Origin of the sequence: Marinobacter sp. UBA5687, from assembly GCF_002420325.1 — a bacterium.
Taxonomy (GTDB): domain Bacteria; phylum Pseudomonadota; class Gammaproteobacteria; order Pseudomonadales; family Oleiphilaceae; genus Marinobacter; species Marinobacter nauticus.
In genome coordinates, this window is record NZ_DIHV01000160.1 from 42,462 (window position 1) to 55,871 (window position 13,410).

Consider the following 13,410-nt stretch of genomic DNA (forward strand, 5'->3'; position numbering starts at 1 on the left):
GGCCAATGAAAAGCCCGCGGGCCGTTAAGGCGACGCGGGCTTTTTTGTGGGCGCAGCTTCGGGCCGTTCAGCCAGACTTGCCGATCAGGTTGCCGGCATGCAGACCACATTCCTTGTGTGTGGCTTCTTCCCACCACCAGCGTCCTTCGCGCTCGTGCTGGCCAGGGAGCACCGGGCGGGTGCAAGGCTGGCAACCAATACTGACGAAGCCCTGCTCGTGTAGCCGGTTATAGGGCGCCTCAGACATGCGGATGTAATCCCAGACTTCTTTGGAACTCCAGTTTGCCAGCGGGTTAAATTTTATCAGTGGTTTTGCATCAGTTGAGAAGGCGGTGTCCAGCTGGACCACCGGCACTTCATTCCGGGTACCGGGGCTCTGGTCCCGACGCTGGCCTGTAACCCAGGCATCCAGCGTGGCAAGCTTACGGCGCAGCGGGTTAACCTTTCGGATACCACAGCATTCCGAATGACCCTCTTCGTAAAAACTGAACAGGCCTTTGCGGTTGACCATGTCCTGAACTTCTTTGGCATCCGGGAACAGGACTTCAATATCGATGCCGTAGTGTTTTCGCACCCGATCGACAAACTCGTAGGTTTCCGCGTGCAGTCGGCCGGTATCCAGGGTAAACACCCTGAGATTGTCGGTCAGTTTGTGAGCCATTTCGATCAGCACGACGTCCTCGGCGCCACTGAACGAAATGGCAATGTTGCCATAGTGGGCGAGGGCGGCTTTCAGGATCGCCCTGGGGCTTTGACCATCCAGTTCGGCCCGGAGAGAGTCGATATCAGTCATAATCATCCAGTCTGTACCAATAACTTGTGTGGCTAGCTTAGCAGCAAACCTTTAATGCCCTGAAGGAATGAGGATCTATATCTTTATGCCATCAAAGATGGGCAACACCGGATACACGATGCATTTGGCCGCGCTTTTTCATATCATACGCCCACCAACCGGGGCGCAGGTGCCTCATCTTTTTATTTATCGTTCAGGAGACCGTTGTGGAACTCGCATGTCTTGACCTTGAGGGCGTACTCATCCCGGAAATCTGGATCGCCTTTGCAGAAAAAACCGGCATTGAAGAACTCAAGGCAACCACCCGGGATATCCCTGATTACGATGTCTTGATGAAGCAGCGCCTGCGTATTCTGGATCAGCACGGCTATGGGCTGCCGGAAATCCAGGAAGTCATCGGTACTCTGGACCCGCTGCCGGGCGCCCGGGAATTCCTCGACTGGCTGCGTGAGCGTTTCCAGGTGGTGATTCTGTCGGATACCTTTTACGAGTTCGCCATGCCGCTGATGAAGAAGCTCGGTTATCCGGCGTTGTTGTGTCACAAACTGGAAGTGGCGGAGAGTGGCCAGATCACCAATTACCTGCTGCGTCAGCGGGATCCGAAACGCCAGTCTGTGCGTGCATTCCAGTTGTTGAACTACCGGGTGATTGCCGCTGGTGACTCCTACAACGATACCACCATGCTCGGCCAGGCAGAGGCGGGCATTCTGTTCCACGCGCCCCAGAACGTTATTGATGAGTTCCCGCAGTTCCCGGCGGTGCACAATTTTGACGATCTGAAACAGGAATTTTTGAAGGCGAGCGCGATTCACAGCGCCTGATCTTTCGAATCGCTGATCTGCGCTGCGGCTGCAAGGCGGCGGCGCAGATCAGAGCTTCAGCTTTTCCAGAAAATCCATCAGCGGTTTGACCTTGGTGAGTGTTTCCTGATACTCCGCTTCCGGGTCCGAATCCGTCACAATGCCACCCCCGCCCCAGCACCGAATGGTTCCGTCGGCCTCACAGAGCAGCGTTCGTATGGCGATGTTGCTGTCCAGCCGGCCATCAAGTCCGTAATAGAAGACAGAGCCACAGTAGGGCCCTCGCCAGTGTGGTTCCAGTTCGCGAATGATTTCCATCGCCCGGATTTTCGGAGCGCCGGTGATGGAGCCGCCAGGAAAGGCATCAAACAACGCCTGAAGCGGGCTGACTTTCGGCTTCAACCGGGCCTTGATATGGCTGACCAGGTGGTGGACATTGGCGTAGGACTCCAGGGCAAACAGTTGCTCCACCTGAACACTTCCGGCCTCAGCGTGTAAGCTGAGATCATTCCGTAACAGATCCACAATCATCAGGTTTTCGGCTCGATCTTTCTCGGATGCCTGAAGTTCATTCGCCAATTTGATATCGGATTCCGGCGAGGAGCCCCGGGGGCGTGTACCTTTGATGGGGCTGGTCTCGACGATGCCTTGATCTATTTTCAGAAACCGCTCTGGTGATATGGAAAGAATCGAGCCGTCCCCGGCTCTCAGGAAGGCGCTGTAGGGCGTCGGGTTGGCGCCCGTAAGCTTCTCGAAGGCCAGCCATGGATCACCGCAAAATCGGCCAGTGAATGCCTGGGACAGATTGGCCTGATAACAATCGCCAGTTTCTATGTAGCGCTTGACGGCTTCGACACCCGATTTGAATTCTTCTGGCGTTTGCGCCGGAGCGAACGGGGCTTTCATATGCCAGTGCATCTGGTGGTTTGCCGGGGCCGACAGCCATTGTTCAATCTGGTCCTGAATCGAAGCAGGGCATGCCGGGTGAATCCAGAGCCAGTAGCGGCCGCTATTCCGGTCAAAACTAGCGGTCCAGAGATAGAGCCCGGCATGCATTAACGGAACAGTGGAGGCGTGGCGCAGTTGAGCCAGTCGCCGCTCCCGGGCGTAGCCCAGCTCGTACCCCAGATAGCCGATCCAGCCACCAGGGAGATGATTCGGGTCGGTACCGCGCTCTACCTGAAATGGTGCGGCCCGCTCTTCCATTTCCCGGGCTAGACTGGCGGTATCAATGGGGGCCGAACTGTCACCAGTCAGTTCCTGCGAGCACACGGCCATGGCCGAGAAGCCACATAAGGTGCCGCGACGGGCGCTATCGCCTGTGCTACCCAGAAAGACGAAATCGGGTGCCCGGCAGGCATGCATCATAAGCTGGTGGTAGGTCGCCCGGGTAAGTTCCCGCGTTGTTGCCCGGCCCAAGGGTCCTCCGGAATCTTGCTGAAATGATAAACAGGCCACAAAAACAGCGTTGTAGCGTTTGCGGCGGCACTGATCTAATGAAATAGCGTCCTGTTGGGACGGGGAGAAAAAGCCGGTGGCTATTCTAACCGAGATAGCAGGGCACCCCCAGCATAAAAACAATGTAAAAGCCGTGCGCTCCTGTTGCGCGAGCTTTCAGAGGAAAGTGGAGTAGGTATGACACAGCTAAAATCCCGTTTGATGACCTTCCTGATGTTTCTGGTTCCCCTGCTGATGGCACCCGGATACGCCAATGCCCAGCAGCCGTCTGAAACTGAAATCAAGGAGATGATTCAGGAGCAGTTTGAGCGGATGTACCAGAAGGGGGTCGATGACCTTGAAAACCGGATCGTGGTGACTGGCGGGGTAAAACCGTTTGCCGTGGTAACCGACACTGGAGACAAGACCAAAACGATTCGGATCAAGCAGATTGAGGAAATGCCGGCGGATGTTGCCCTTGAGGTACTCCGGCGTTCGCTCGTTGCACTGGTAAAGAAAGGCAAGATCGGCGCGACCGCAGTGTTCTACACAACGGCCAATCCCAATAAAGAGTCGGAGGCGGACCGGGTACTGGTGGTCGAGATGGAGCATATCTTCGGACCAACGCTGGCCCAACTGGTGCCTTTTACCATTGATGAAGGTAAAGCGTTTTTTGGCGAGCAGGTGGTTGTGGAGATGGAGAACAAGATCTTCAACATCAATGTCGATGAAGAGCCGGCTGAATAGTGGTTTGTGTCCGACAATCCAAGTATCGATTACGTGAAGGTGGTCACGGAACATTCAGTTACCTCTGCAGTACTCTGTAGCCGTGCAGATACAAAAGTACACCAAACAGTCTGCATGAGATGGAAATAACAACAAACTGTTCCAATTAGGAGAACGTTATGAAAGGCCTGAAAAAAATCGCACTGGCAACGGCCGTTGCTGCAGCTCCTTTTGCCGCTCAAGCTGATCTGAAAGCGCTTGACGACACCACCATGGGTAACGTGACCGGTCAGGCCGGTGTGACCATCGAACTGGAAACCGAAGTTTCCATCGGTGAGTTCCGCTACACTGACGAAGGTTACCTGGCAGTTAACGACATCTCCATCGGTGGCGGCTCCGTTGAGCGTGATGCCAACGGCGCGGTAACTGGCGTATCCGGCATGCTGGATGACCTGGTTATCGACATCGACGTAGAAGCCGACGGTGACGCGTTCATTGATGTTCACAGCATCTCTGGCGCTCCGATCGACTTCGCCATGGCTGTTGGTTCTGCCTCTCTGAACGCCACTGACGGCAGCGGTGACTCCACTCTGCTGGCCAGCAACATCGGTATCGAGGGTAACCTCGGCCTGCTGAACATCCGTGTGGATACCGCCACTGACAACCTGATCATGAACGTTGGCTTCAACGTGACTGACATGGATATGGACGTGGACTTCCTGGGTGTGAACGTACGTGACCTCACCGTTTACGGCGCTACTTACTTCGAGAGCGGTGGACCAGTTGATGCAGCAAGCATGTTCGCCCAAGCGCAGATCACTGTTGGCAAGGGCACCTCTGCCGCCACCGGTGGCGACGCTCTGGAGATCACCATTCCTCAGTTCGTAGCTGACATCGGTGTTGGCGCGGTTGAGATCGGCGGTGAGTCTATCGGTTCTTTCCGTGTAGACAACCTGGCTGTGACCAACACCACTATGAAGGTTTATGGTCACCAGTAAGTTGACCTGACACCTTAAAGTGGTGATAGCGCCCCGCACCGCGGGGCGTTTTTTTGTCTGACCGAATCAGCAGACAAAAAAACGGCGACCGTTCTGGTCGCCGCTTTTCGTTTCAGGGATTGGGTAATTACTGGTCGGGCACCTTAATGGAAAGGTCAAACCCTCCGCCCGGGCGGGGGGTCAATGTAATCGGGCCTTCGTTGATTGCTTCGGGGATCTGGATCTGATCAATGCCCGGGGGATTACCGATACTGAAATTCAGATTCTGGCCATCGAAGCCAATGCCCAATTGATCATTCAGGAAAGTCTGGGTGAAGGGCTCGTCCGGAATTTCCGGTTGCTGACCAAAGATAATGGGCAGTGTCCTCGGGGTGAAGTCCGCAGGTGGCTGTGCTCTGGCCAGTTCGTCGACCGGAAGCAGCAGGGCTCTGCGCAGGAACTCCTCTTCGGCATCGGAGAGCGCATCTTTCTTGCCCTCATCCAGATAACGCTGAAGAGCTTCCCGATACGCTTCCTCTTCAGCTTCGCTCAGAACGGGCTCGCCCGGCGAGATGGTGAGGGCGCGGATGATCTTTTCCCGATCCGCCTCTGACTTCTGTTGTTGGCGCGGGACAACAATAACGGCGGAATCCTCCACGTAGGTTTCTACCATCTCGTCGGACGTCATGGTTTGCACGCCGGCCCAGGCCGGTGTGAGAGTGGTGGCCGTGATTGCGGCTGCAAGCAGTTTGCGACGCATTTGGGATTGCCTCATGCTGAATCGGTTCAAAAGAGGCGCTGCTGAGTGTACTGCTTCAGTCAATACGCTTCATACTATTACTTTTGAGTATTCGGTTTGTCCGACAGTTTTTCAACCGTAAAGTGCCTGGTGTGTGATCAGAATCCGGTGCTCGAGGGTAAATAGTTAAGGAACCATTATTTTTGTGGTTTTATGTCCGGATTACTTGCAACCACATTCCTTGAACTTTTGGGCCTGAACCCAGTCGCAGGAGCATGATGCGAAATTCTTTAAACGCCCGTTGGCGACGATGGATCAATCGCCGAATTCCGAGAGCAGACAGCCAGACCCTCAGTCAGAAGAACATCTTCATTCTGCCCACCGCGGCCGGCGTGGTGTACGGCTTGTTGCTGTTGGTCATGCTGATTACCGGGATCAATTACCAGAACAGCCTTATCTATCTGCTTACGTTTATTCTCGGAGCCTTGTTTGTGGGAGCCATGCACCAGACCCACAGAAATCTGTCCGGTCTTTCTGTTGCCCTGGTCCGTCTCGGTGAAGGTCGGGCGGGTGACGACATTCCGTTTGTACTGCGGGTGACTGCAGGTAAGGATCCAGGCCTTGGCCTGAGCCTGTCGGTTGAGGATTCATCGGTTGAGAGCGTGCATGTTTCGGCGGGTGAATCCCGGGACGTGTTGCTGCCAGTGCCGTCTGCCCATCGCGGCTATCTTCGTCCGGATCGGATCCGTATCGAAACCCGTTTTCCGTTCGGGCTTTTAAAGGCCTGGTCCTGGTTGCGTCCTTCGTCTGCCGGAGTGGCCTTTCCCAGGCCTTTGGCGGCACCCGATGCTGCCGGAACCGTGCAGGATGGTAGCGAGGCCGCGTCGTCTGCGCCTGTGGCCGGCCAGGACAATGCCGACCTTCGGCCCTGGCGTGAAGGCGATATGAGTCAGCGGGTCATGTGGAAACGCTTTGCCCGCTCAGGCCAGATGATTGTGGCCGACTGGCAGGGCGAGCAGGGCAGTCCGCACTGGCTGGATTTTCATGCCTTTCCGGGTGTTGATACCGAGTTGCGGCTGAGTTATCTGGCCTGGATGGTGGCAGACCGGGTTCAGAAAAACGCAAGGTTCGGTCTCAGTTTGCCCGGCGATACCATTGAGCCGGACACTGGCTCCCTGCATGGAGAGCGTTGCCTGCGCGCGCTAGCGGTGTGGGGCGAGCAACCGCCAAGGGATCCCGGTGGTCAGCCTTTTGGTACCCGTCAGGCCGAAAATGCGAAAGCGGGAGTGTCTGGATGAGATCGACCATAGCCAGAGTTTTCTCCGCAAAACCGGCAGAACAGGCATCCATCGAAGCCATCCCCGGTAACGCGCTTTTGTGGTTGATTGCCAGTTTTGCACTGCTGCTGGTTCCCCAATGGGATCGGCTGCCCTGGTGGCTCATCGCGGCCTGTGCTGTGCTGGCGGGCTGGCGCTGGTTGGCACAAAAGGGCCGCGTGAAACTGCCAGGGCGACTGCTCCGCACAGGAATCATGGTGACTTTGATTAGTGTTTATGCGGCCACAGTGCAGGGGCGGTTCACCGTGGATACCGCCGCTTCGTTCTTTGTGTTGGCCGTTGGGTTGAAATGGCTCGAAACCCGGTCCGCCAGGGATTTCTATGTGTTGTTTTTTATTCAGGTTTACCTTGCGGCCGTGAACTTCCTGTTCAAACAGGACATTGCCTGGGCATTGCTGACGTTCGCCGCCATTGGGTGCCTGATGGTGGGCCTCCAGATTCTCAATGCACCGGATCTACCCGGTAGTCTCAGGGCTGGCTGGAAGCGCCTGGGTTTGCTGCTACTGAAAACGCTGCCAGTGGTTGTCCTTCTGTTTGTCTTTTTCCCACGCATGGCGCCGCTCTGGAGTGTTCCGTTGGTGTCCGGCCAGGCCCGCAGTGGGATTTCCGATACCATGCGACCAGGCGACATTTCCAATCTGGCCCAGAGTAGTGAAAGGGCGTTCCGGGTAACCTTCGGGGGCGAGTCGCCACCGTATCGGGAGCGTTACTGGCGGGGTCTGATTCTCGACTATCTGGATGATGAAACCTGGCGCCAGAGCGACCCCGACGGTTTCCGGCGGCCAGCCAGGGTAGACAACGACGGTGGTGTCGGGCCGTTGCAAAGTAATGAATACGATATCCTGATGGAGCCGACAGATGAGCGCTGGGCGTTCTCTCTGGAAAATTCGGTAGCGGTCTCGGGCAACGTGGTAAGCACGCCGGAGGATTTGTTCCGGTTTCAGCGCCCGGCCGACAGCCCGGTGCGTTATCGTCTGGCCCAGGTTTCCTCTGAGCCAGAGCCGGCTGAGGCCCTTTCCCCGGCAGAAGCGCGGCGCTATCTCCAGCTTCCTTCGTCCGGCAACCCCCGGGCCAGGGAGCTGGCGCGCGAAATGTCTGCAGGCCTGTCCCATTCCGAGGTCGTCAACACGTTGCTCCGGCGTTTTCGGGAGCAAGCCTACTTTTATACGTTGCGCCCCCCCACCATGCCGGACGACGGTATTGACGCGCTGCTGTTCGATGAAAAACGGGGCTTTTGTGCTCACTATGCCGGTGCGGCGACCTTTGTTTTCAGGGCAGCCGGGATTCCGGCCCGAATTGTGGTCGGCTATCAGGGCGGCGACGCCGGGGCTGGTGGGGATTACCTCATTGTCCGTCAGTACGATGCCCACGCCTGGGTGGAGGTCTGGCTGGAAGGTCAGGGCTGGGTGAGGGTGGATCCGACAGCTGCCATTGCGCCAAGCCGGATCGAATCCGGCTTGCGGGATGCGGTCGCCGATGAGGGCTCTTTCCTCGAAAATGATCTGACCTCGCCCCAGCGCTACGGCAATATCGCGGTTCTGCAATGGGCGTCGCTCCAGCTCGATCGCATCAATTATAACTGGCAGCGTTGGGTGGTGGGTTACCAGGGCCAGAGCCAGATGGATCTGATGTCCCGGTTGCCAGGTGGTTTCGGGCTCAAGGAGCTGGGTTACCTGACGGCTGGTGTGGTTGGTGCTGCACTGCTCATTGCAGGTGTTGTCTCGGCTCTGTCGGTTCGCCGGGGCGCCCGCAAGGATGCTTTCGGCCGGGTAGTTGTGGCCTGGCATCGGCTGTGTGAGCAGGTGGGAGTGCCAGTCCGTACCGGTGAAACCCCGGCGACACTGGCAGAACGCTTGTCGGAGGCGCGCCCGGAAGTTGAATCGTCCGCCCGTCTTTTTGCCCGGGCGGTAAACAGCCATTACTATACGGTCTCAACTCAGGAAGCTTCCGCGCACGAAGCGCGCAGGCTTACCCGGCTATTGAAAACGATGAAACGGCAGTTGCGCCGTAAACCTGAACCCGCTTCACGGACGCTCCGACATGACTGATATTGCGAAGGACATGCCCTGGCTCGGCCGCGCCTGGAGCACGGTTCAGCAACGCCTTGCCCAGGATCGGTTGCCCCACGCGCTGCTCGTCGTAGGTGAGCGTGGTGTCGGGAAAAGGGCTTGGGCAGAAGCCGTTGCGGGGTTGCTATTGTGCGACCAGCCGGTCGGACTCGACATCGGAGCACCGGTACCCTGTGGTCAGTGCCGCCAGTGTCAGTTGATTGCGGCGAACAGTCATCCTGATGTCCGTGTGTATGCGCCGGAGAAGTCCCGGATGGTAAAGGTGGATCAGATTCGCGCGCTTTCGACGTTTGCCGTGGCGTCGCCCCAGGTTGCGCACCGTAAGGTGGCCATTGTCGACCGGGCGGATCAGCTCAACATAAACGCCGCCAATGCCCTGCTGAAAACCCTGGAAGAGCCCTTGCCGGATGTGACCCTGTTGCTGCTTCAGGAAAGCGGGCGGCCGGTACTCCCCACCATACGATCCCGCTGCCAGGCCCTGACCATACCGTTACCGGATACCGAGGATGCCGGGCGATGGCTGGCTGCCCGGGTAAGAGAATTAGAGGAATCAGCCCGTCCGTTGCCGGAAACCCTGGCCAAAAGCCTGATGCTGGCGGGGAACGCCCCCAGGCTGGCGCTGGAGTATGCCACCGGTGAGTTTCTTCCACAGAGGGATGAAGCTTTTGAAGCATTTCGGCAGTTCATGAAAGGCCAGATGACGGTGGGGGATGCCACCCGCCGCTTCAAAACGCTGGGGCTGGACGATACATTATGGTTGTTTGAAAGCTGGGCTGCCGACCTGGCTCGGTGCAGTGCCGGGGGCGAGGTTCAGGACCCGGAGACGGCAGACATGTTGGGCTATCTGGCCAGGTCCAACCCGCCGTGGCGCGCTCATCAGTTGCTGGACCGGGTTCGGGAAAGCCGGAGCGCGGGCGTATATAATGCCAGCCCGGAGCTTGAAGCCACCCAGCTTCTACTGGCCTGGCGGGAGTTGATGCCCCGGAAGCGGCAGACAACGTGAGCGTTGTTCAGGTTCAACTGCTATCATTGCGAAATATCAGTAAATTTGCGTAAAAGGTATTTGATATGGGGCCCGGATTCGGAGCACGCAGCGGTATTCTAACCCTGACGATCAAGGACAAGGCGGTTCTCTATGCGGCGTACATGCCCTATATCCGTCAGGGAGGCCTGTTTATTCCTACTCAGAAGCAATATCAGTTGGGCGATGAGGTATTTCTGCTGCTTAACCTGATGGATGAGCCGGAGAAAATTCCAGTTGCTGCCAAGGTCATCTGGATTACCCCCAAGGGCGCTCAGGGAAACCGTGCCGCAGGCATCGGCGTCCAGTTCAATGGCGATGACGAAACTGCCCGCACCAAGATTGAATCCTACCTGGCCGGCTCGCTGAGTTCCGATCGTCCCACTCACACCATGTAAGGCCGCTACCGAATGACGGAGACCTCGTTACCCGGTAGCGTTCCAGAACCACAGGCCGGTTGCCATGAAATGCACTGGCCCCTGGATAACATAACTCTTTCGGGTCTGACCTGGCCGAACTCCAGCGAGGAAAGCTCTCGACCACCGGCTATCCTTCTGCACGGCTGGCTCGACAACGCCATGTCCTTTGCCCGACTGGCGCCGTTGTTGGCCGAGAACACCACGGTACATGCGGTGGATATGGCAGGGCACGGACACTCGGGCCACCGGCCGCCGGGTTACAGCTATTGGCTAATGGACTACGTCGGCGATCTTTCCGAACTCGTGGAACGGCATTTTCCTGAAAACGAACGTTACCCTCTGGATCTTGTGGGGCATTCTCTGGGCGGGATCGTCTGCGCACTTTACGCCGCCGCATTCCCGGAACGGGTGCGCAGACTGGTGATGATTGACAGTCTGGGCGCGCTCAGTCGGCCAGCACGTGAGACGATCCCTCAGTTGCGGCGGGCATTACAGAAACGCAGGGCTGGTTCGGCTGCTCCGGCGGTCTATCCGGATATTCAGAGCGCGGCCCGAATCCGTGAGGGCGGGCTGAGCCCCCTGAGCCCCGAGGCGGCAAGAACGCTGGTGCCCAGGAACATGCGCACGGAAACTGGCGGGTTTATATGGCGCACGGATGCCCGTTTACGCCACCCGACACCGTTGATGATGACCGAAGAACAGGTGAGGGCGTCTTTGTCGGCCATCCAGACACCCACTTTATTCGTAAGGGCAGAAGAAGGGTTGCTGGTTTCCCGCGGCGGGCTCGATAGTCGTGCCGATCTGGTCCCCAACCTTGAAACAGTCGATGTGCCCGGTGGGCATCATTGTCATCTTGACGGGGAGGTGACTCCCGTTGCCGAAGCGATTAACAGGTTTCTCTTACATGATTGATCGTGGTAATTCCTCGATGGTCGGTGCGCTGGCCGGCCTTATGTCGTTATGTTTGTCCATTCCTGCAATGGCGGCGTGGCCTGAAGACGCGCCAGCCCCTTTTCCGCAATCAACGCTTGAATCCACGGTCGAGATACAGTCTGCTGGCCACCTGGTGCTTTTTAGTCCGGTTCGGGAAATTCGTGATGAAATCCGCTCCGAGTCCATGGCTCGCTTGCCGGTGCAGGGTCAGGGTCAGCTGTTTGAAATCTCTCGTGACGCCACACGTCAGGCTGCGAGGGCCCATTACTTCCAGCAATTGTCTGCTGGTGGCGCAAAGATTCTGTTTGAGTGTGCCGGCATCGCCTGTGGCCGCAGTAATGTCTGGGCCAACCAGATTTTCCAGCAATCCCGACTGCTGGGACGGGACGCCACCCAGGATTACCTGGTTGCGGCGACAACGGCTGAGGACGGACAGCAATGGCTGACCCTTGTCTACACTGTGACAAGAGGTAACCTGAGGGAGTATGTCTGGGTTGAGCATCTGAATGTTGGTTTCGGTGCGGCCATTCCCGGGTATACCATTGGAGCTGGCCCGATTCAGGGGCCTTTGGTGATCCCCTGGTCCGGCGGAGTGACGTTTCGTTTTGAGTGGTCAGCGGATGATCGGCGAACCCTGAATGACTGGGCTGGCGATGATGCGGAAGTGGTGCTGGCCTCGTTCACCGATCTCGAGCAGGACGAGCCGATCGAAGCGGCTTTGGAGCGCTCTCGCGCTGCGGCGGAAAGCCTGGCCGCGCTGCTGGGTAAATCGGGGATATCGGGAAGTCAGATACGCATTGTTCCGGTTGGGCCGGCCGTCCAGATGAATGACCCGGCCCGGCAGGGTAACCGGGTTGAGGTTCTGGTTATCAAGAGGTAGGGAAATGGCAGATAAGGACAGCCCGGAAAAGGAAACTTCCGGAAGCACGGCAGCCGCACAGGACGGCGTCACGTCGGTGGTGAGCAGTTCTGGCATTTCTCCGGCATCAGCGCCGGCCAGCACCGAACGCATGGAGCCGTTGCCGGGCAAGGGCAAAACCGTTGCGCTGACCCTTGGGAGCGGTGGGGCGCGTGGGTACGCCCATATTGGCGCGATTGAAGTCCTGCAGGAGCGGGGGTACGAGATTGTTGCCATCTCCGGCTGCTCCATGGGCGCCCTGATCGGTGGCATGTACGGTGCCGGCAAGATGAAAGACTACAAGGACTGGGTGACCGGGCTCGGCCAGTTTGATGTCTTGCGGTTGCTGGATGTGACCTTCACTTCCGTCGGCGCTATTCGTGGAGAGAAAGTCTTTTCGGTGGTGCGGGATATTCTGGGCGATACGCGTATTGAGGATCTGCCCATTGCTTACACCGCCGTAGCAACAGATCTTCTGGCCCACAAGGAAATCTGGTTTCAGGAAGGCCCGCTGGACCAGGCTATCCGCGCCTCCATTGCCATACCCAGCGTGGTGACGCCTCTGGTGCTCAACGGCCGGGTACTGGTGGATGGCGCACTGCTCAATCCATTGCCTATTATTCCCACCATCTCAGCCCATGCAGATCTGGTGATGGCCGTTAACCTGAGCGGTGAGGATGATCAACAAAGGCGCATTCCAGACGCTGCGTTTGCTCCGGAAGAAACCAGTAGCGATATGGAGGAATGGGTCGATGCCATTCGCGAAAAGGCGTCCCGCTGGTTTGATTGGGATACCCTGAAAACGCTGGGTTCCCGAAAACCGGAAAGGGGCGAGTCGCCGGAACAGAAAATAAGCCGGGAAATGGCAAAGAAAACAGCACCCGAGAAAAAGCGTGAAGACGAATCGGGGCGGTCCAGGCATCGTGACGAGCACGAGACCATTGACTGGGACAAGCTGGGCATTGGCAAATTCGACGTAATGAACCTGACCATCGAGACCATGCAAAGCGCGTTAGTGCAGTACAAGATTGCCGGCTACCCACCGGATCTGTTGGTTAACATTCCCAAGAATGCCTGCAGAAGCTACGACTATCACAAGGCCCCGGAGCTGATACAACTGGGCCGGGAGCGGATGTTGGCCGCTCTGGACCGGTTTGAACAAAGCCGCAGCAGCTCCGGCCCACTGGCTCTCTGAGCCACAAGAGCTGCAGCCCGCGCCGCAATGCGCGTATAATGCCGCGCACCATTAGCCAGATCAGGA

The 13,410-nt window shown here is 57.5% G+C and carries 13 protein-coding genes; 10 read left to right on the forward strand and 3 right to left on the reverse strand.

Translation table 11 applies throughout. From position 1 onward, the window contains the following. Positions 1-67: 67 nt before the first annotated feature. Positions 68-793: a phosphoadenylyl-sulfate reductase gene (locus B3Y70_RS17075; RefSeq protein ID WP_023010090.1), complete on the reverse strand. Its 726-nt coding sequence runs from the start codon at positions 791-793 to the stop codon at positions 68-70. Between the two features lie 206 nt (positions 794-999). On the opposite strand from B3Y70_RS17075, the gene thrH reads away from it, so the two are divergent. Continuing rightward, positions 1,000-1,614, forward strand: coding sequence for a bifunctional phosphoserine phosphatase/homoserine phosphotransferase ThrH (gene thrH / locus B3Y70_RS17080; protein WP_011785066.1), 615 nt, complete (start codon positions 1,000-1,002; stop codon positions 1,612-1,614). A 48-nt stretch (positions 1,615-1,662) separates the two neighbouring features. On the opposite strand, the gene pabB is transcribed toward thrH, so the two are convergent. Continuing rightward, positions 1,663-3,012, reverse strand: coding sequence for an aminodeoxychorismate synthase component I (gene pabB / locus B3Y70_RS17085; RefSeq protein ID WP_273029967.1), 1,350 nt, complete (start codon positions 3,010-3,012; stop codon positions 1,663-1,665). Between the two features lie 216 nt (positions 3,013-3,228). Between pabB and B3Y70_RS17090 the strand changes: the two genes are divergently transcribed. Then, positions 3,229-3,777, forward strand: a complete 549-nt coding sequence (locus B3Y70_RS17090; RefSeq protein ID WP_153739931.1) for a hypothetical protein — start codon at positions 3,229-3,231, stop codon at positions 3,775-3,777. Positions 3,778-3,935: 158 nt separating this feature from the next. Beyond that, on the forward strand, positions 3,936-4,754 hold the full coding sequence (locus tag B3Y70_RS17095; RefSeq protein WP_153739930.1) for a DUF6160 family protein: 819 nt from the start codon (positions 3,936-3,938) through the stop codon (positions 4,752-4,754). Between the two features lie 127 nt (positions 4,755-4,881). Here B3Y70_RS17095 and B3Y70_RS17100 read toward each other — a convergent pair whose 3' ends face one another. Further along, complete coding sequence (locus B3Y70_RS17100; RefSeq protein ID WP_153739929.1) at positions 4,882-5,493, reverse strand: hypothetical protein; 612 nt, start codon at positions 5,491-5,493, stop codon at positions 4,882-4,884. A gap of 254 nt (positions 5,494-5,747) precedes the next feature. Here B3Y70_RS17100 and B3Y70_RS17105 point away from each other — a divergent pair, with 254 nt between their 5' ends. The 7 genes from B3Y70_RS17105 (at position 5,748) to B3Y70_RS17135 (ending at position 13,344) form a co-directional block, all read left to right on the forward strand. Beyond that, positions 5,748-6,770 carry a DUF58 domain-containing protein gene (locus tag B3Y70_RS17105; protein ID WP_153739928.1) on the forward strand — a complete coding sequence of 341 codons (1,023 nt, stop codon included), beginning with the start codon at positions 5,748-5,750 and terminating at the stop codon, positions 6,768-6,770. After that, positions 6,767-8,857 (forward strand): transglutaminase TgpA family protein, encoded by a 2,091-nt coding sequence (locus B3Y70_RS17110; RefSeq protein WP_113880139.1) that lies wholly within the window; start codon positions 6,767-6,769, stop codon positions 8,855-8,857. The genes B3Y70_RS17105 and B3Y70_RS17110 overlap by 4 nt, the downstream gene beginning before the upstream one ends. Continuing rightward, complete coding sequence (gene holB, locus B3Y70_RS17115; protein ID WP_273029973.1) at positions 8,850-9,881, forward strand: DNA polymerase III subunit delta'; 1,032 nt, start codon at positions 8,850-8,852, stop codon at positions 9,879-9,881. The genes B3Y70_RS17110 and holB overlap by 8 nt, the downstream gene beginning before the upstream one ends. Before the next feature lie 65 nt (positions 9,882-9,946). Next, complete coding sequence (locus B3Y70_RS17120; protein WP_273029975.1) at positions 9,947-10,297, forward strand: PilZ domain-containing protein; 351 nt, start codon at positions 9,947-9,949, stop codon at positions 10,295-10,297. Between the two features lie 12 nt (positions 10,298-10,309). Beyond that, positions 10,310-11,230, forward strand: coding sequence for an alpha/beta fold hydrolase (locus B3Y70_RS17125; protein ID WP_114434035.1), 921 nt, complete (start codon positions 10,310-10,312; stop codon positions 11,228-11,230). Next, the gene (locus tag B3Y70_RS17130; RefSeq protein WP_114434036.1) at positions 11,223-12,131 is read left to right on the forward strand and encodes a DUF4892 domain-containing protein; all 909 of its coding nucleotides are present in this window, start codon (positions 11,223-11,225) and stop codon (positions 12,129-12,131) included. The genes B3Y70_RS17125 and B3Y70_RS17130 overlap by 8 nt, the downstream gene beginning before the upstream one ends. Before the next feature lie 4 nt (positions 12,132-12,135). Then, positions 12,136-13,344, forward strand: a complete 1,209-nt coding sequence (locus tag B3Y70_RS17135) for a patatin-like phospholipase family protein (protein ID WP_114434037.1) — start codon at positions 12,136-12,138, stop codon at positions 13,342-13,344. Positions 13,345-13,410: the final 66 nt, after the last annotated feature.